17 protein-coding genes are annotated in these 19029 nt (G+C 65.3%); 5 read left to right on the top strand and 12 right to left on the bottom strand.

Annotated features, from left to right (window positions below):
* Window positions 1-8 precede the first annotated feature (8 nt).
* A complete protein-coding gene (locus CH290_RS17190) occupies window positions 9-665 on the bottom strand; it encodes a hypothetical protein (RefSeq protein WP_033187959.1) in 657 nt (218 codons plus the stop codon).
* A gap of 240 nt (window positions 666-905) precedes the next feature.
* On the opposite strand from CH290_RS17190, the gene CH290_RS17185 reads away from it, so the two are divergent.
* The 4 genes from CH290_RS17185 to sigJ all read left to right on the top strand — a co-directional run bounded on the left by CH290_RS17185 (window position 906) and on the right by sigJ (window position 5475).
* Window positions 906-1661 (top strand): DUF559 domain-containing protein, encoded by a 756-nt coding sequence (locus CH290_RS17185; protein WP_230620842.1) that lies wholly within the window; start codon window positions 906-908, stop codon window positions 1659-1661.
* A gap of 217 nt (window positions 1662-1878) precedes the next feature.
* Window positions 1879-3129, top strand: coding sequence for a glycoside hydrolase family 183 protein (locus CH290_RS17180; protein ID WP_033187957.1), 1251 nt, complete (start codon window positions 1879-1881; stop codon window positions 3127-3129).
* Window positions 3130-3212: 83 nt separating this feature from the next.
* The gene (locus CH290_RS17175) at window positions 3213-4550 is read left to right on the top strand and encodes an NAD(P)/FAD-dependent oxidoreductase (RefSeq protein WP_033187956.1); all 1338 of its coding nucleotides are present in this window, start codon (window positions 3213-3215) and stop codon (window positions 4548-4550) included.
* Window positions 4551-4557: 7 nt separating this feature from the next.
* Window positions 4558-5475 carry an RNA polymerase sigma factor SigJ gene (sigJ, locus tag CH290_RS17170; protein WP_033187955.1) on the top strand — a complete coding sequence of 306 codons (918 nt, stop codon included), beginning with the start codon at window positions 4558-4560 and terminating at the stop codon, window positions 5473-5475.
* Between the two features lie 18 nt (window positions 5476-5493).
* On the opposite strand, the gene CH290_RS17165 is transcribed toward sigJ, so the two are convergent.
* The 10 genes from CH290_RS17165 to CH290_RS17120 form a co-directional block, all read right to left on the bottom strand.
* On the bottom strand, window positions 5494-6252 hold the full coding sequence (locus CH290_RS17165; protein WP_020112714.1) for a GolD/DthD family dehydrogenase: 759 nt from the start codon (window positions 6250-6252) through the stop codon (window positions 5494-5496).
* Between the two features lie 95 nt (window positions 6253-6347).
* Complete coding sequence (locus CH290_RS17160; RefSeq protein WP_019667692.1) at window positions 6348-7388, bottom strand: substrate-binding domain-containing protein; 1041 nt, start codon at window positions 7386-7388, stop codon at window positions 6348-6350.
* 46 nt (window positions 7389-7434) lie between these two features.
* Complete coding sequence (locus CH290_RS17155) at window positions 7435-8454, bottom strand: ABC transporter permease (protein WP_019667693.1); 1020 nt, start codon at window positions 8452-8454, stop codon at window positions 7435-7437.
* A complete protein-coding gene (locus tag CH290_RS17150) occupies window positions 8451-10049 on the bottom strand; it encodes a sugar ABC transporter ATP-binding protein (protein WP_019667694.1) in 1599 nt (532 codons plus the stop codon). Before CH290_RS17150 ends, CH290_RS17155 begins: the two co-directional genes overlap by 4 nt.
* The gene (locus CH290_RS17145; RefSeq protein WP_019667695.1) at window positions 10046-11101 is read right to left on the bottom strand and encodes a zinc-dependent alcohol dehydrogenase; all 1056 of its coding nucleotides are present in this window, start codon (window positions 11099-11101) and stop codon (window positions 10046-10048) included. Before CH290_RS17145 ends, CH290_RS17150 begins: the two co-directional genes overlap by 4 nt.
* Window positions 11095-11859, bottom strand: a complete 765-nt coding sequence (locus CH290_RS17140; RefSeq protein WP_019667696.1) for an SDR family NAD(P)-dependent oxidoreductase — start codon at window positions 11857-11859, stop codon at window positions 11095-11097. Before CH290_RS17140 ends, CH290_RS17145 begins: the two co-directional genes overlap by 7 nt.
* On the bottom strand, window positions 11856-12899 hold the full coding sequence (locus CH290_RS17135; protein WP_020112720.1) for an NAD(P)-dependent alcohol dehydrogenase: 1044 nt from the start codon (window positions 12897-12899) through the stop codon (window positions 11856-11858). Before CH290_RS17135 ends, CH290_RS17140 begins: the two co-directional genes overlap by 4 nt.
* Complete coding sequence (locus CH290_RS17130) at window positions 12896-13513, bottom strand: beta/alpha barrel domain-containing protein (protein ID WP_019667698.1); 618 nt, start codon at window positions 13511-13513, stop codon at window positions 12896-12898. The genes CH290_RS17135 and CH290_RS17130 overlap by 4 nt, the downstream gene beginning before the upstream one ends.
* A complete protein-coding gene (xylB, locus tag CH290_RS17125; RefSeq protein ID WP_033187954.1) occupies window positions 13510-14994 on the bottom strand; it encodes a xylulokinase in 1485 nt (494 codons plus the stop codon). The genes CH290_RS17130 and xylB overlap by 4 nt, the downstream gene beginning before the upstream one ends.
* Window positions 14991-15632 carry an SIS domain-containing protein gene (locus CH290_RS17120; protein ID WP_230620841.1) on the bottom strand — a complete coding sequence of 214 codons (642 nt, stop codon included), beginning with the start codon at window positions 15630-15632 and terminating at the stop codon, window positions 14991-14993. Before CH290_RS17120 ends, xylB begins: the two co-directional genes overlap by 4 nt.
* A gap of 130 nt (window positions 15633-15762) precedes the next feature.
* Between CH290_RS17120 and CH290_RS17115 the strand changes: the two genes are divergently transcribed.
* The gene (locus CH290_RS17115; protein ID WP_019667701.1) at window positions 15763-16707 is read left to right on the top strand and encodes a sugar-binding transcriptional regulator; all 945 of its coding nucleotides are present in this window, start codon (window positions 15763-15765) and stop codon (window positions 16705-16707) included.
* Window positions 16708-16774: 67 nt separating this feature from the next.
* Here CH290_RS17115 and CH290_RS17110 read toward each other — a convergent pair whose 3' ends face one another.
* Window positions 16775-18985, bottom strand: a complete 2211-nt coding sequence (locus CH290_RS17110; protein ID WP_033187952.1) for an MMPL family transporter — start codon at window positions 18983-18985, stop codon at window positions 16775-16777.
* Window positions 18986-19029: the final 44 nt, after the last annotated feature.

Below are 19029 nucleotides of genomic sequence, written 5' to 3'. Positions count from 1 at the left end.
TCGACGTGTCAGTCGACGGTAGCGTCGTCGGCGTCCCGCAGCTGCCGATAGGCCTCGGCGAGCAGGTCGCCGGCAAGATCGTCGCTGTGGTCGCTGGTGTCGGGTGCGCGGTCGGCCATCGAACGTGAGTTGAGTGCGTAGGCCAGGTCGTCGAATTCGTCGTCGGAGATTCCGAAGTCGATGTCGGCGTCGTCGGTGAGGAGTGCGCCGATGTCGATTCGCCACGACCAGACGTCCGCGGTGTCTGCCGTTCCTCGTGTGGCGGTGACCAATTCGGTGGAGAAGTCGAGTTGCTCGTCGGAGTACCCGTTCGCAGTGTCGGTGTTGACGAGCATTTCCAGTTCGATCGAGTCGTCTTCGTCGTTGCTGAATTCGGTGACGACGAGGGTGTCGACGCCGCCGCAGGTGAGGGTCAGGAGTCGACGCTCGTGGGCGGGTGAGTCTGCCGAGGGAAGCGCGGTGACGGTCCACCCGTGCCGGACGGTGTTCGCCGGGTCGGAGATCGTGGCGTTGATGTAGTCCGCGACGATGTTGCGGATGTCGGGATAGGCGATGTGATCGGACAGTTCCCAGTACCTGGTTCGGTGGCCGGACGCCGTGCCGGTCAGCACCGTCGTGCGCTGGGCTCGTTCGGTCGGAAAGGTGAAACGCTCGGTTGCCGCCATGACTGACGATCCAACTACATGCGGGCAACCATTCCCAATCGATCGTCCTGTCGGTACGAAATTCGACTGCAGCTGGTTCATCCACAGGCGTTCTCGTTATCCACAGGCGGGTGTTCGCCGAGGGTTGGGCGCGCGGCCGGCAGTGCAGAGTGACGAGCCATGGGGGTCTACACGCGTGCACAACTGGAGAGTCAGGGGATTGCACGGTCTGGCATCGCACGGAGGGTACGGACGGGTCGCTTGTTCAGGGTCCTTCCTCGGATCTATTCGGATCCCGAACCGTCCTACTTCGACCTGTGCACCGCCCTCACCCTGTGGCGGAGCGATGCAGTACTCAGTCACGACAGCGCAGCGTGGCTCTGGGGCCTGCTCGACGACGAGCCGTCGACGGTTCACGCGACCGTGCCGGTATCGGTACGGGTCAGCAGTGTCGACGGATTCGTGCTGCACCGCCGGTCCGTGTCGTCGACCGAAAGGCACGGCCTACCGGTGGTATTCGCCGCCCAGTGCTTCGTGGATGTCGCGTCCACACTGACCGGTGATCCGCTCGACCAGTTCGTCGACCGCAATATCGGCGCACGGGTGTCGTGGCGAGCGGTCACCGACCACATCGTTGCCACGAAAGGAATGAAGGGCATGCGTGAGGTTCGTCGTCAGTTGGAACACTGTTGCCCAGGCACATTCTCCGAACCGGAGCGGATGGTTGCCAGGGCCGTCCGGGCTCGCGGTGTTCGGATGAACATCAACGCACCCATCGGCCCGTACCTCGGAGATCTCGTGGACTATCACGCCAAGGTCGACGTGGAGATCGACGGGCGCGAGTACCACATCGCGCCGGGGCCTTTCGACAACGACAGGGTGAGGCAGAACCGGATGATCCTCGACGACTGGTTGGTGCTCCGCTACTCCGCTGCAACGGTGTACCGCGATGTCGACGCCGTGGCGGATCAGATTGTCGGCGTTGTGCGACGCCGTAGACGTAGCAGGGGTGCCTGACCCTCCATTCCTTGGACGAATCTGCGGTTTTCCGCGCATTCGAGTCGATAGTGGAGCGTCAGGATCGGGCCTGAACTGGGCCAACTTACACGGATGTCATTCTGCTGCTTGTGTATTTGTCGTGCCTGGACGCCTTGCGAGAAGTAAGTATTTACGTAACACTCACCCCATCAGTCTCATGAGTAACACGAGTCACACGACACGGTGGGGAGCGTTCATGCGCGCACGTACTCGGCAGATGGCGATCGGCGCTGTTCTTACCCTCGCGGCGAGTGGACTCACCGTTCTCTCGTCACCCACCGCCAGCGCGGAACCGTGTGGAGGCATCGGTGGGCCGGGCTCGTCGCCGCTGTTCGGGTCCTCGGGCAGTGCGGGTGGTGGACCCGAGAAGAATCCGCGTGGACCGCAGGGCCAGCTTCCCGCGATCTCCGGCAACGCGACGTCGGTTGCATGGGTCACCGGGCCGTTGAGCCCCAACAACACCTACGACCGGTTCGGCATCTCCGGGACGGATCTGGGCATCAGCTGGGACAACGGGTCCGGACAGACGCTGATGGCGTTCGGTGACACGTTCGGTAATTGCTCGGTGACCGGAGCACAGTGGCGAAGCAACGTTCTGCTGCGGTCCGACGACAAGAACCTCGCCGACGGCATCACCGTAGCCAACGGAGTGCCGGGCGATTCCACGTCGGGCGCGGTCGTCGAACCAGCAGGATTCGCCAGCGAGGTCGTACCCAGTCTGGGCGTCGCAGGCGTCGAGGACACCGTCATTCCCACTGCGGCCATCTCGATCGGGGGCGTGCAGTACATGAACTACATGTCGGTGCGCTCGTGGGGAGCACCCGGTCGGTGGGTCACCAACTTCTCCGCGATCGCGACATCGAAGGACAACGGGCAGAGCTGGCAGACTGCGGCCGCGACGATCCGGGTCAACGCAGGCATCACCATTCCGGCGTTCCCTCAGGTCGAGGAGAGCAACGGCAAGTACCAGATGAACGCCTACGCGGAGGGTCAGGACGGCTACATCTACCAATTCGGTACGCCCAACGGTCGGTTCGGTGCCGCGTTCGTTGCCCGCGTGAAGCCGGAGGAAATCCTCGACCTGACGAAGTACGAGTACTCGACGCAGGATCAGGCCAAGCCCTGGTCGACGAATGTGGCCGATTCGAAGTCGGTGGTGACGGAACCCGTCAGCGAATTGTCGGTGGCCTGGAACGACACTCTGAAGCGGTATGTCATGTTGTACGGCAACGAGGTCGACAGGACCATCGTGGCCCGCACGTCGGAGAAGCCCGAAGGGCCGTGGAGTGCGCCGAAGACGCTCCTGAACAGCCGGCAGACCAGCGGCGGAATCTACGCGCCGTACATCCACCCACTGTCCAGCGGCAACGACCTCTACTTCACCGCGTCACGGTGGTCGGACTACAACGTGCTGCTGCTGCGGACCAACGTCGACGTTTTGAAGTAGCCGAGTCCCGCACCACTTGATGCCTCCTCACATATGAGTCGGCTGTGTCGTCGTAGAGGTACAGACACAATCGGAGGCGGGACATGACGGAGATCCTCATCGTCGGCGGCGGGTACGCCGGGCTCTACACAGCGCTGAATCTCGAGAAGAAGCTTCACCGCGACGAGGCGCACGTGACTCTGGTGGATCCTCGCCCCTACATGACCTACCAGCCGTTTCTGCCCGAGGTGGTCTCCGGCGCGATCGAGCCGAGGCACACCGTCGTGTCGCTGCGTCGGCACCTGCGCCGCACCACCCTCGTTGCCGCCACCGTGGACCGGATCGATCACGCACGAAAGCTCGTCCGAGCCCACGGCCTCGACGGCCGCGACATCGAACTGAACTACGACATCGTCGTGGTCACGGCGGGTGCCGTCACGCGGACGTTCCCGATTCCGGGTCTCGTCGACGAGGCGATCGGCATGAAGAACGTCGAGGAGGCCGTCGCGATCCGGGACAGGCTGCTCACCGCGTTCGACCGGGCAGCTGCTCTGCCCGACGGCCCCGAGCGTGCCCGCCTGCTGACCGTGACGTTCGTCGGCGGTGGATTCTCGGGAGTCGAAGGTTTCGCGGAGGCGCTGTCTCTCGCGACCGAGCAGCTGACGTACTACCCGGAGATCGGGGCCCGCGAGCTTGCGTTCCACCTCGTCGAGGCGCAGGGCAGGATTCTGCCCGAGGTGAGCGACGGGCCGGGACGCTGGGTCGTCCGGCATCTGCGGGGTCGCGGCGCGCACGTGCACCTGAACGCCCAGATGGTGTCGGCCGTCGGCGGCCACGTCGTGTTGTCGACGGGGGAAGAGTTCGACTCGGATCTGATCGTCTGGACTGCGGGCAACGCTGCGAACGGCGTCGTCGCACGGCACACGGACCTCCCCGTCGACGCACGAGGATTCCTTGTGACACGTGCGGACCTGCGCGTCGGAACCGAGGAAGAGATTGTCGCCGACGCCTGGGCGGCAGGCGACAACGCGGTGGTGCCGGACCTCGCCGTCGGGCACGGCGCGACGACGGTTCCCAATGCGCAGCACGCGGTTCGGCAAGCAAAAAGGCTGGCGTCCAACATCGTTGCAAGTGTGCGCGGCCGCGAACCGAAGAACTACGTGCACAGCAGCCTCGGGGTGGTCGCGACTCTCGGCCGGGGACACGGTCTGTTCCAGTACAAGTGGATCGTCGTCAAGGGATGGCCCGCATGGGCGATGCACCGCGGGTACCACGTCCTTGCGGTACCGACGTGGGAGCGCAAGATTCGGGTTCTGCTCGGCTGGGTCGGCGCGTTCGTCGGTCGCCGCGACATTGCCTCGCTCGCGGCGACCGTGGCCCCGCGGGATGCATTCACGAGGGCCGGGCAACCGCGCGCGAACGTCGACGGGGAAGTGGCATGATCCGGTGATGGACGACGAGACCGAGTTCTTGCCTGCACATCTCGGCGACGTCCACGACGAGCGACGCAGGTTGCTGTCGATGTCCTATCGGATGACCGGGACGCTGTCCGACGCCGAGGACGTGGTGCAGGAGACGTATCTGCGGTGGTATCGACTGAGCGAGGAGGAACGGGCGGAGATCGCGAATCCGGCGGCGTGGTTGACGCGCGTCGGGAGTCGGGTGGCTCTCGATCTCCTCGGTTCTGCACGAGCGAGGCGTGAACGCTATGTCGGAGAGTGGCTTCCGGAACCGGTGCCGGCCGACCTGTTCGAGGGCACTGCTGCGGAGATCGATCCGGCCGACCGTGTCACCCTCGACGACGCCGTCGGCACGGCGCTTCTGGTGGTGCTCGAAGCGATGACTCCTGCCGAACGGGTGGCGTTCGTACTGCACGACGTGTTCGCGGTGCCGTTCGACGAGATCGCGGGGATCGTCGGCCGCTCGCCTGCGGCAACCCGGCAATTGGCGGCGGCCGCTCGACGGCATGTGCGCGAGCGACGCTCGACTCTCGTGGCGGAATCCGACCACGACGCTGCGGTTCGTTCGTTTCTGGCGGCCAGCCGCGGCGGCGACATCGGCGAGTTGATGAAGGTGCTGGCGCCCGACGTGACCTTGCGTTCCGACGGTGGAGGATTCGTCAGTGCTGCCAGACGGCCGGTTCTCGGCTCCGATCGCGTGGCGCGCTTCGTGCTCGGTGTCGTCGCGAAGCAGCCCGCTCTGCGTGTCGAGGAGGCCCGGATGGCGGACGGCCTCGGTTACCGTCTCGTAGCGGATGACCGGACAGTCGGGACGGCCAGCTTCCGCGTGGTGGACGGCCGCATCGTCGACGTCTGGTTCATGCTGAACCCGGAGAAGTTGACCAGCTGGCTGCCGCGAAAGATCTGACCCGTCACCGTCTTCGGGTCACAGAATCGTGTAACCGCCGTCCACGAGGATGTCGGCGCCGTTGATCATGGCCGCGCCAGGGGAAGCCAGGAAGACGGCCACCGTGGTGATGTCGTCGGTCTCGGCGAAGCGGCCCACCGGGATACGCGCCCGGAGAGCGTCGCCCTTCGGATTGGTCCACGCGTCTCGGCCCAGCGGTGTCATCACGACGGTGGGGGAGATGGTGTTGACGGTGACGCCGCGGCCCGCCCATTCGGCAGCGAGGACTTTCGTCAAACCCAGTACGCCGAATTTCGACGCGCAGTAGGCCGCATGTTCTTCGATGGCGACAGTTGCCGCCTGGGACGCGATGTTGACTATCCGGCCGCTGCCTGCATCCAGCATGACGCGCCCGAATTCCTGACATACGAGGAACGTTCCGGTGAGGTTGACGTTCATCGTCAGGTTCCAGAAGTCGTCGGAGAGATCCTCGGCGGCAGCGAGTCGGGCGACTCCAGCTGAATTGACCAGGATGTCCACGCGTCCGAAGTCTTCGACGACCTTGTGTGCGGCGTGTGCAACGGACGATCGGTCGGCTACATCGCACTCGACGCTGTGCGCGCCGATGTCGGCGGCCTGCTTCGCTGCCGCATCTCCGTCGCGATCGAGCAGGACGACGCGTGCTCCCTGGGCGACGTAGGCCGCGCCGATCGCTGCGCCGATGCCCGACGCACCGCCGGTGACGACGGCGACCTTGCCATCGAGGGACAGATCGACGGGTGCGGGCAGTGCGGTCATGAAGACGGGCCTTTCTCTGTACAGGTGGGATTCGAGGCGGGGCGGGCTGGAGGGGGAGAGCTGCCGCCCCGCCTCGAAGATCGGAACCGGGAAAGTTACTGCCCGGGGATTCCTTCGTTGGCGATGTTGCCGGTCTCGAGGTTCTGAGCGGTCAGATCCACCAGTCCGTCGAGGAACGCCTGACGGTCGGTCACGACGTGCTCGATGGCGACGTCCACGTTGTCTGCGGTGATGGCAGGCATGACGTACACCGGTGCCGTGTCGACGTCTTCGCCTTGCGCGATCTTGTGGGCGACTGCCAGACCTGCCGAGAGTTCGACGGTGCCGTTCTGCAGGGACGTGCCGATGAACTCACCGCTCTTGACGGCGTTGAGGCCGTCCTCGATACCGTCGATTCCCACGATCGGGACGTCGGTGCGTCCGGCTTCCTTCAGCGCCTGCAACGCGCCGAGGCCCATGTCGTCGTTCTGCGCGACGACGCCGTCGATCTGGTCGCCGAAGCTCGAGAGCCAGTTCTTGGTCTTGTTGACTGCCTCGTCGCGCTTCCAGTTGGCGGTGTCCTTGGCCAGCACGTTGATGTCCGGGTAGTTCGCGAGTACCTGATCGATGCCCGCACCGCGGTTGATCTCACCGGAGCCACCGAGCGGTCCCTGCAGGATGACGATGTTGCCGCGCCCGCCGAGCTCGTCGGCCATCATCTGCATCTCCTGCGCGCCTGCTGCGACGTCGTCGGGCTGAACGTTGCCGGAGATCTGGTCGGTCTCGAGTTCGGCGTTCACGGCGATGACCGGGATGCCCTTGTCCTTGGCGGACTGGACCTGAGGTGCCAGCGAATCAGCCTGTGCCGGAACGACGATGATGGCGTCGACGCCCTGGTTGATGAGGGAATCGACCTGGCTGGCCTGGACCGAGACGTCGTTGTTCGCCGAGTTCCACAGCAGCTCGATGTCGTTGGCCGCAGCGTAGGTTTCCATGCCCTCCTTGCCTGCGGTGATGAAGGAACTCATGTCGTACACGGTGACGCCGATGCGCGTCTTGCCGTCCTGGGCGCTGGTGTCGCCTGCGCCGCAGGCAGTGACGCCGACGGCGAGGATGCCCGTGGCCGCCACGGTCAGCATCTTGGAAGCAAACTTCATTGTTCTTCTCCGGATCGGTGGGTAGTGAGGTGAGGGACGAGAGCGGTCAGGTTCTTCGCTTGGACGACCAGACGTCGACCGAGACGGCAGCGACGATGAGCACGCCCTTGATGACGTCCTGCCAGTACGCGGGGACGACGAGCAGGTCGAGACCGTTGTTGAGGGTTTGGATCATGAACAGGCCGAGCGCAGTTCCCCAGATGGTGCCGCGTCCGCCCATGAGGCTTGCGCCTCCGATGACGACGGCCGCGATGGCGTCGAGCTCGTAGCCCTGGCCCAGGTTCGGTGGACCGGAGATGACGCGCGACGCCAGCATCACACCGGACAATCCGGCGAGCACTCCGGACAGCGCGTAGACGCTGAAGAGAACGTTCTTGGCATTGATGCCCGCGATCTCTGCAGCGGTACGGTTTCCACCGACCGCGTAGACACGCATGCCGTAGGCGGTCCGCTTCATCACCACTGCCAGGACGACGATGCCGATGATCATCACGAGGACGGGAATCTGAAGTCCGAAGATCTTGGTGTTGGCGATCTGGCCGAACTCGGCCGGAAGGCCGTTGATCGGAGCGCCACCACCGATCACATACGCGAAACCTGAACCTGCGGTGAGCATACCGAGTGTCGCGATGAACGGAGGAACATTGATGCGGGAAACCAGGAATCCGTTGATGGAACCTGCGACGAGGCCGACGAACATCGCGACCAGCACGGTCAGCCAGACCTGTCCTGGGTTGGCCTTGGCCACAGCAGCGGACGCCATGGCGGACACTGCGATGACGCTGCCGACCGAGAGGTCGATTCCACCGGTCAGGATCACCAGCGTCTGACCGAGTGCGATCAGCGCGAACGGTGCAGCCGCGACGAGAATGGTCTGCAGGTTGTCGACGGTGCCGAATCGCGCACTGCGGTATGAGAAATACGCGATCACCAGCAGCATGACGATGACCATCGAATAGCGCAGGGCGAGCGCGCCGGCCCACGCGCTGGAGAACCGGCGCACCGGTTCCCCTGTGATGGCCGATACGGACGTCTTCTCGTCCGGTTCAGCGACGGGTGTTGTCACTGTGGTGCCTCCTCGAATGTCGACCGCTTGTCGGTCGCAACGGTGTCGCTCGGTGTATCGGTGGTCCGGGTGTCGGTCGCAACGGTGTCGGTGGTCCGGGTGTCGAGGGCCGTGGCCAGCCTGAACACCGAGTCCTGAACTTCGGGGTGATCGAGCGCATCTCGGTCCAGTTCGCCGACGAAGGCACCCTCGCGCATGACGAACGCGCGATGAGACAGTCCGACGATTTCCGGCATGTCCGACGACGCCATGACGACGGCCATTCCGCGGCTGGCGAATTCGGTGATGATGCGATAGATCTCGGAGCGAGCTCCGACGTCGACGCCGCGGGTGGGCTCGTCGAGCAGCAACACGTCGACGGTACCGGTAAGCCAGCGTGCGAGTACGACTTTCTGTTGATTTCCGCCCGACAGAGTTCCCACGCTCTGGCCGAGTCCACGGCTACGGAGTCGGACCGAGTCCATGGCGTCGGACACTGCGGTGGAGCGGGACTTGGTGCGAAGCCATCCGGCGATACTGAACGAGGACAGTCTCGGCAGAGAACCGTTGTCCAGCACGCTCATCGACAGCACCACACCGTTGACCTTGCGGTCCTCGGGCACCATGGCCATCCCTGCGGTGATCGCCGCCGCTGGTTTACCTTTCGGAACCGTCTTGCCGGAAACCTTCACGGTTCCCGACGTGACCGCGCGCATGCCGAACAGCGCTTCGAGCAACTCGGTGCGGCCGGCGCCGACAAGCCCGGCGAGGCCTACGATCTCGCCGCGGCGGACGGTCAGGTTCACCGGCTCGGATGCGCCGACGACCTGAAGGTTCTCGACTTCCAGGACGACGTCCCCGGTGTCCTTGCCGACGGAAGGGAAGAGATTCTCCAGTTCACGGCCGATCATCGCAGTGACGATGTCGTCGTCGGTGATGTCCGTGAGCTTCTCGTCGGTGATCAACTTGCCGTCACGCAGAACGACGACACGGTCTGCGATCGCGCGGATCTCGGCCATCTTGTGGGTGGTGTACACCATGGCGACTCCGCGGTCGCGGAGCTGCTGCATGACTTTGTACAGCCCCTCGACTTCCCGCTCGGAAATGGCCGAGGTCGGCTCGTCGAGCATGACCACCTGTGCACCCGTGCGGGCGGCCTTGACGATCTCGATGATCTGTCGAAGGCCGACCGGTAGCGACCCCATACGTGCGGTGGGGGAGATGGAGACGTCGAAGACACTGAGGGTCTCGGCGGCTTCCTTGATCATCGCGCGACGGTCGAGGAAGAGGCCGCGCCGCTTCTCGCGTCCGACGAACATGTTCTCGTACACCGTCATGTCGTCGATCGATGCCAGCTCTTGCGGGACGATCGCGACGCCGTGACGCACTGCGTCGCGGGGATCACCGGAGGAGAGCGTGTGCTCGCCGATCGTGACCGTGCCGGTATCGGCGCGCAGCTGACCGGTCGCGATCTTCATGAGCGTCGACTTGCCCGCACCGTTCTCGCCGGCCAGAGCCGTGACGGTGCCGGGTTCGAGCTCGAGGGTGATTCCCTTCAGCACGGGAACGCCGCCGAAACTCTTGGTCACGTCCCGACATTCGAGCAGCCCGGTCATGGTCGGTCACCGACGGTGATCAGGACCTTGACGTGCTCGGGGTCGGTCGAGGCGGCGAACGCGTCCGCTGCGCGTTCCAGCGGGAACTCCGCCGTGACGAACTCGTCGATCGGGACCGTGCCCTCGGTGAGCATGTCGATTGCTTCCTGGACGTCCTCTCGCACGTACATGAGGCATCCGGCGACGACGATCTCGCGGTCCTGGATCAGATCGAGGGGGACCGGGGTGGCGCCGGCTGCGACACCGACGATCAGTACGGCGCCGCCCTTGTCGACGATGTCGATCGCCTGCGCAACCGACGATTCACGGGACACGCAGTCGATGACCACATCGGCCGGCCCGCCGAGAGCGTCTTTCGCGGCAGAGACGGCGTCGCCCGACGTCGGATCGAAACTGCCGACAGCGCCGAGACGTTCGGCGCGTGCCCGCTTGGAATCGAGCAGGTCCGCGACGACGACGACGGCACCGGCGCGGCGTGCGGCGAGCAGGACGAACAGTCCGATCGGCCCCGCACCCAGGACGGCGACGCGTTTGCCGTCCAGACCGCCGACGAGACCCGCTGCGCGGCGTACGGCGTGCACCGGTGTGGCGAGAGGTTCGATGAGGGCGGCGTGGCGGTCGTCCAGGCCGTCGGCCAGCGGGATGACGCGATCCGCGGCGATGGTGAAGGCGTCGGTGAGTCCGCCAGGGGTCTGACATCCGAAGACGGCGAGTTCGGCGCAGATGTTGTAGCGTCCCGCGCGGCATTGGGTGCAGTGCCCGCACGCCAGGTTCGGCTCGATCACCACGCGGGTGCCCACGAGCGAGGCGTCGGCACCGTCACCGACGGCGTCGACGACGCCGACGACCTCGTGGCCGGGGCGGAACGGCAGGTCGATGAACGGATGACGGCCGTGCGCGGCGTGAATGTCGGATCCGCAGATTCCGACGACCGTGCTGCGCACCCGCACTTCACCGGGTCCGGCTTCGGGAACGTCGACGGTCTCGACGCTGACGTCGTCGATTCCTTCGACGAGAATGCGTCGAACGGTTGCAGTTTCGGTGCTCACCATGCTGTGTAGCCTCCGTCTGCGACGAGAACCGATCCGGTGATGAAGCTTGCGGCGTCACTGGCGAGGAAGACGACGCTCGGGGCGATCTCCTCGGGCATCGCGTAGCGCTGCATCGGTGCATCCTCGATCCAGTAGCGCTGCAGATCGGGCCGGTCGACGGGTGCCATCTCCGTCTTGCAGTAGCCGGGTGCGACTGCGTTCACGCGTATTCCGAGCGTTCCCCATTCCGCGGCAAGTGATTTGGTGAGGTGGTGCACGGCTGCCTTCGATGCGTTGTACGCGGGTTGCATCTGGGGGCGGTTGACGATGATGCCGGACATGGACCCGATGTTGACGATCGAGCCCGTGCCGCGCTCGCGCATGTGTGCGCCGACAGAAATGCTGCACTCCCACAATGCTTTGACGTTGAGATCGAAGACGTTGTCCCACTCGTTCTCGGTGACGTCCCACGAATCGTTGTGGTAGCAGGTGCCGGCGTTGTTGACGAGAATGTCGATCCGACCGAGCTTCTCGAGTGCCTCGGCAGTCATGCGCTCGATGTCGGCACGTTCGGTGATGTCGGCGGTGATGGCCTCGAACGTGTATCCCTCGGCTGCGGCCTCGGCGACGACCTTCTCGTTCCGTTCTGCGCTGCGTCCGGCGATGGCGACGTGGGCGCCCGCAGCGGCGAGACCGAACGCGAACGCGCGTCCGAGTCCTTGGTTGCCGCCCGTGACGATTGCGGTTCGTCCGGTCAGATCGAAAGGATTCTTGCTCATGCTGGCACCACTATCGACTTGAGGCTGGCAGGGTCGGTGTCGCTCTCGAGCGCGTCGGCGACGTGTTCGAGGTCGTAGCGTCCGGTGACGAGTCGATCGAGATCGACGAGCCCGCTGGACGCGAGATGGATTGCCGCCGGCCAGGTGTCGGTGTAACGAAACACGCCGGTGACGGTGATCTCCAGGTTCTGGATATGGCTGATCGGCAGTGGGTAGTTGTCGGCGCCCATCCCGACGAGGACGACACGGCCTGCCGGGCCGACGGCGCGGATGCCGCTCTGGACGGCGGGGACTGCGCCGCTGGCGTCGACGAACGCGTCGACCTGGGGGTCGAGTGCTGCGACATCCTGAGTCATCGGGTCGATGACCTCGGTCGCGCCGAAGGTGAGGGCGCGTTCACGCCGCGACTCGACGGGATCGGAGACCACGATGCGTGCCGCCCCGAATGCACGCGCTGCTTGGGCGGTGATGATGCCGATGGGTCCGGCTCCGGCGATCAGGATCGACGATCCCGGCACGATGCCCGCCTTGCGCATCGTCGTGACGGCCACCGACAGCGGTTCGAGAAGTGCAGCAGCCTCGTCGGACAGCGAATCCGGGACGGGGTGTGCGAAGTCGGCGTCGATGGTGACGTACCGGCAGAACGCGCCATCGATCGGCGGTGTCGCGTAGAACTTCATGTCGGGGCACAGGTTGTAGCGGCCGGCCATGCACTGCGCGCAGCGGCGGCACGGATGCTGTGGTTCGACGGCGACGCGCTGGCCGATCCGCGCGGTGTCGACACCGTCACCGACAGCGGCGATGCGGCCGGACAGTTCGTGGCCGAGCACCATCGGGTCGTTCACGACGAAGTCGCCGATGCGTCCCTCCCGGTAGTAGTGCACATCCGAGCCGCAGACGCCGACAGCAGCGACCTCGATCAGAACTTCGTACGGTGCCGGGGTGGGGACGGGTCGGTCCTCGATCTCGAGCGTGCGCACGCCGGTCATCACGCTCGCGCGCATCGACGATGCGGGAGGTGTGGGTGTGGCGGTGGTCATGATTGTCCTTCCGGCAGTGAGTGATCGGTGAGTAGGGCGCGGCCGACGACGAGCGTCGTGGCGCCGGCGGAGCGGCAGCGGGGTATCAGGTCGGGTGTGACACCGCCGTCGACGGTGACGTCACCGTGGGCGGAGAACGTTCGCACGGACTCCAGTCGATCCGGGTGTGCGGTGCCGGACGTACCCGGCTGCAGAAGCATGACGAGCACCCCGTGGTATCCCTGCAGATCCTCGGTGGTCGGTGGAGTGTCGTCGAACTCGTCCCAGACCGCTGCCCAGAATCGGCAGTTGCGTTCGTCGCGAATCCCGATGGGTACGTACAGATCTCCGCAGTCCGGGATCGTCGGCAGCATCATGCGAACTCCTGCGGCGCTGCCGATGAGATGGATCCCCAGCATGGGCTGCGGAACAACCTGGACGAGTTCGGCGAGCTCGGCGGCATCGATGCCGGTGGGCAGACCTTCCCCTGGCGCCATGACGTCGACGTGCACCGAGATTCCCGCGGCGACGAGGGCACGCGCGGCGTCGATGCGTGAGCCGGATGGAGCAGCGTAGATGCTTCCCGCCAGGATGCTTTCGAGGCCGGTGTGCCAGGGAGCGAGCGCGACGGTCATGGCGCGTCGCTCCGATCGAGCACGTCCACAGCTGCTGCCCGACGCCAGTTCTCGCGAACCGCGTCGATGTCGCGCTCGGTCTTGCGGGGCGCAACCGTCGCGCGGTCCGCGGGCGTCCAGCGCTGAGAGAGCGCGACCATGCCGTCGATGTCGTGACCCGCAGCGACCGCCGCGGCCTGTACGCACGCGCCGCGAGCGGTCGCCTCGTCGGCGTCGGGCACGGTCACCGTGTCGCCGGCGAGATCCGCCAGCAGTTGCAGGGTCGCCCGCGACCGGGCACCGCCTCCGACGACCGTCAGGGGGCCTTCGCAGCGAATGCCGAACGAGCGTAGTGCGTCTCGGCCCGAAAGCAGGGACAGCAGGGGGCCTTCCAGGAATGCACGTGCCATTTCCTCGCGCGTCGTCGCCGACGTGATCTCGGACAGCAGCCCACGGGCGTGGGGACGGTTGGGCGTGCGTTCGCCGTCGAGGAACGGCACCAGCGTGGGGCCGACAGTCGATCCCGCGGCGAGTGCGAGCTCGGCGAGACCGGTGTGATCGGTTCCGAGGATCCTGGCCGCAGTGTCTCCTACCCGTGCCGCGTTGAGGGTGCAGATGAGCGGTAGGTAACCGCCCGTCGCGTCGGCGACCCCGTTGACGACGCCGCCTTCGTCGAACACCGGGGTGCGCGTGGAGGTCGCGACGACGCCCGACGTGCCGAGACCGACGTATTGATCGCCGTCGCGCAGGCCGAGACCGAGGTACGCGGCGTGCTGATCGCCTGCACCTGCGCCGACGAGTACCGGTCCGGTGATGCCGAGCTCGGTGGCTGCGCGCTCGGTCACGTGGCCTGCCGCGTCGGCGCCGCCGAGGACAGTCGGCAGCATCGGAAGCCAGTCACGTGCGCCGGCAGCGGCATCGAGGTACTCGGGTAGCCAGGAATCGGTCGTGGCGTCGAAGTATCCGGTGCCGGACGCGTCGGAGCGATCGGTCACGGCTCGGCCGGTGAGGCGGTAGGTCAGGTAGTCGTGCGGAAGAAGAACGCGTTGCGCGGCATCCAGTACACGGGGTTCGTGCTCGGCCACCCATGCGAGCTTCGCGATCGTGAAGGCGGCGGTGGGCAGTGACCCGATCCGGCGCACCCATTCCGGCCCGCCGATTCGCTCGACGAGTTTCGCCAGCTGGTCGGCGCCGGTCGTGTCGTTCCACAGTTTGGCAGGACGTAGGGGTTCGTCGTCCGCGCCCAGAAGAACCAATCCGTGGCATTGTGCTGCCACCGACATCGCGGAGACCGAGACGTCGCCTGCGGCCGCCAGCGCGGCGCGGACGGCGGTGACCAGGGCGTCCCACCACGACCGTGGATCCTGTTCGCTGCACGGCGGGAATGCGGGCGTGTGCGGCGCAGTGCCGGAGCCGAGGAGGTCACCGGTGTCGGCGTCGCGGACCTCCGCTTTGCACGACTGGGTGGACGAGTCGATGCCGATGACGACGCTGCGGCTCACAGTCCCACCACCGGTGCGTCGTTGCTGTCCAATACGTCCTCACGGGTGCCGACGCCCCCTGCGGGATGCGAGTTGACGACGTCGTGGAGGGTGTGGCCGGTGAGCGCCATGGCGACGACGCTGACTGCGTCGCCCCATGCGCCGACGGCCAAGGTGCTGGCGAGCGCGATCATGTTGCCGGGATCGGCATCGGGTGCGGTGGCGGGTAGTTCGGCGATGTCGGTTGCTGCCCGGGCGAACGGAGAGTTCGCAGCTTCCGTGACGGCGACGACTCGAATCCCGCGACCGACGAGTCGGCTCGTCAATTGTGTGAGTTCGGCCGATCGACCGGTCTTCGAGATCGCGAGGACGAGGTCGTCGGTGCTGATCGCAGCCATCCCGCCGTGGAGTGCATCCATCGCGGGGAGGTACAGGGACGGGGTTCCACATACCGACAACAGGTGAGCCAGTCGTTCGGCCATGATCCCGGACGTGCCGGAACCGGTGGTGATGACCTTGCCCCTGGTCTCGACCAGTGCCCGGGCGACGCGAACGACGCTCGGTTCGACGGTGTCGGCCAGGCCGTTCAGGCCCGAGGCCTCTCGGACCAACACCGTGTGCGCGAGACGCTGCAGTTCAGCGTCGTCGAGCTCGCTCATATGTAGTACCTCACTGCTCACGTGATTTGTGAACAGGATCATGCATTGCTAGTTGCTCATATGTCAACGAGGTTGCTCATATGAGCATGAGGCATCATGATGAGGCTCATGTGAGCCGAAGGGAGGGGTCATGCCGGAGCAGAATGTTCCGCGGGTTGGTCCGGAAGAACTGACTCAGCGCGGACTGGTCGCGCGGCGCTACTACCTCGACGGCCGTACCCGAATACAGATCGCCGAGGAACTGGGGCTCTCCCGATTCAAGGTGGCGCGAATACTCGAGGACGCCGTGGCGTCGGGCATGGTCGAGATCAAGGTTCATGCACCCGAGTCCATCGACATCGAACTGTCTCGTGCGCTCAAGGACACCTTCGGGTTACGCATGGCGTTCGCAGTGCGTACGGGAGGGGAGGAGCAGGGCGTTCTCTGGGACGCCGTCGGCCGTGTCACCGCTGATCTGCTCAGCGAAATCGTCACTCCCACTGACGTACTCGGGGTGGACTGCGGTCGAACGTTGTCGAGGATGACGACGCATCTGGATTCGATCGCGACGTGCGACGTGGTGCAGTTGACCGGAATGGCGGGAGCAGTCAGCTCGACCTCGGCCGAGTTGGTGCGTCGGATCACCGAACTCGGTGGCGGACACGCGTGGTCGATGTATGCGCCGCTGGTGGTGGCCGACTCCAGAACCGGCGACGCGTTGCGGGGAAGTCGTGGCATTCAGGAAACGCTGAAACATCATGCGTCGGTGACCAAAGCTGTTGTGTCCATCGGCGCGTGGCAACCGGGGTTGTCTCAGGTCTACGACTTGGTGTCGCCGGCTGAGGCCAAAGAACTGACGGCGCGAGGTGTGGTTGCCGAGTCGTGTGCTTTGTTGCTCGACTCCGACGGTAATCGCGTCGAGGGATTGGACGATCGCCGGATCGGGGTGTCGGAAGAGGACTTGAGGGGGATCGCCGACGTCGTCGCCATCGTCGCGGGCGAGAAGAAACTCGAGGCTGTTCGGTCCGTTCTGAAGTCCGGGTTGGTGTCCTCGCTGATCATTGACGCGACCACCGCTGCGGGGCTGCTTCGCTGACACGCCGCCCGCACGAAGCCGAAGTGGCCGCCTCGGGCGATCGAGGCGGCCACGACGGATCCTGAGGTCAGCTGTGTGCAGGTTCCGGAGTTCTCGCCGGGGCCAGCTTGTCGTTCAAGCCTTCGCCTTCGACGTCGAGGTTCGGCAGGACTCGGTCCAGCCACTTGGGCAACCACCACATCTTGTCGCCGACGATGGCCATGACGGCCGGGACGATCATCATGCGGACCAGGAACGCGTCGGCGAGAATGCCGATGGCCAAGGCGAATCCGATGGTCTTGATGATCACCTGGTCGGTCAGCGCGAAGCCGGCGAAGACGCCGAACATGATGACGGCTGCCGCGACGACGACGCGAGCACTGTGCTGGAATCCGACGATCACGGCCTGCTTCGCGGGGGTGCCGTGGACGTAGGCCTCTCGCATGCGGCTGACGAGGAACACCTCGTAGTCCATGGCCAGACCGAACAGGATGCCGGTCAGCAGCAGCGGGAGGATGAACACGACGGGTGACTGGGTGTCGACGCCGATGAGGTTCGCCAACCAGCCCCACTGGAACACTGCCACCGTCGCTCCGAGCGAGATGCCCACGGACAGAAGGAATCCGAGAGCAGCCTTGAGAGGCACGAGGATCGAGCGGAAGACCAACATCAGCAGGATGAAGGCGAGCCCGACGACCACAGCCAGGTACAGCGGGAACACCGAGGTGAGTTCGTCGGCGATGTCGACTCCCACTGCCGTCTGTCCGGTGACCAGGGCACGGGCGCCGGTTTCGGCGGGCAGGTCCGACATCGTGTCGCGGATCGTCGAGACCAACTCTTTGGTGGCAGCGTCGGACGGTGCGCTGTCCGGAATGATCTGCACCGTAGTGAATCCGACTGCAGCAAGCTGGGGTTCGAGTACCTCGGCGACTGGAGGCACGATGGTCGAGATGTCGGTGCCGATTCCTTCCAGCTTGTCGACGGCGGTGCCGACGGCCGCGACGGGATCCGCAGCACCTTCGGTGTCGACGACGACGACGAGGGGACCGTTGGCGCCGGGGCCGAAGTTGTCGGCGATGGTGTCGAACGCGACGCGGTTGTCACTGCCGGTGGGGGCGGCACCGTCGTCGGGCAGTGCCAGTTCCATCGAGGCGATGGGCAGCGAGACCACAGCGGCGACAAGCAGACCTGCGACGAGCGCGGGCCATTTGAACGCGCTCACCTTCTCGACCCACCGCTGCCCGTTGGTGCGTGTCTCCGGGTTCTCGGGATCGACGGTCTTCAGGCCTTTGATCTTCCCTCCGAGGACCTTCCTGCCGGCGAAACCGAGGATCGCGGGCAGCAACGTCAGTGCGACGAGCACGGCGATGAACACCATGAAGGCGCCGCCGACGCCCATCTGCGTCAAGAATCCGATCCCGCACACCGAGAGTCCGGCGAGCGCGATGATGACGGTCAGTCCGGCGAAGATGACCGCCGACCCGGCACTGCCGACGGCTTTGCCTGCCGCTTCCTCCAGTGAATGTCCCTGTCTGACTTCGCTTTGGTAGCGGGACATGATGAAGAGCGCGTAGTCGATTCCTACGGCGAGTCCGAGCATCGTGCCCAATGCGGAAGTGACCGAGCTGAGTTCGACGAATGCGCCGAGGACGGTGATGCCCATGATGCCGATTCCGACACCGATGAGTGCCGTCAGCAGGGGCATGCCTGCGGCGACGAGCGATCCGAAGGTGATGGCCAGGACGATGATCGCGACACCGATGCCGATCAGTTCTCCGAGGGGAACCTCTCCCATGGCCGTGACGGCGTCGCCACCGACAGCGACGGTGAGTCCTGCGTTTTCACCGACCGTCTTCGCCTCGTCGAGAGCGGTGCGGTCCGCGTCGACGAGATCGATAGCCGGCGTCGTGTAAGTGACGGTCGCGTAGGCGGCCCGACCGTTCTCCGAGATGGTGCCCGCGGTGAACGGATCCGTTGCCGACGCGACGTGCTCGGACTGGACCGACGCGATGGCGTCGGCGACTGCGGTTCGATTCGATGGTTCCGTCAGCGACTGGCCTTCGGGCGCTTCGAACACGATGCGTGCGGTGGCACCGTCTGCGGACTCACCGCTGCGCTCGGAGATGAGCGAGAAGGCTTCGGTGGACTCGATGCCGTCGAGCTCGAACGAGTCGGACGTCTGGGTGTTCAACGTGGACGCGCCGAGCACTCCGAGCAGCAGTAATACCACCCAGACGCCGGCGACGAGTTTGCGATGCAGGAAGGACCATCGGCCCAGCCTGAACAGTTGCCATGCCATGGGTGGCACCTTTCGATTGGAGGTGATCTCTGATTGAGAAGCGT

The organism is Rhodococcus sp. 06-156-4 (assembly GCF_002259345.1).
Taxonomy (GTDB): Bacteria; Actinomycetota; Actinomycetes; order Mycobacteriales; family Mycobacteriaceae; genus Rhodococcoides; species Rhodococcoides fascians_E.
This window is presented reverse-complemented; position numbering and strand designations above follow the sequence as displayed.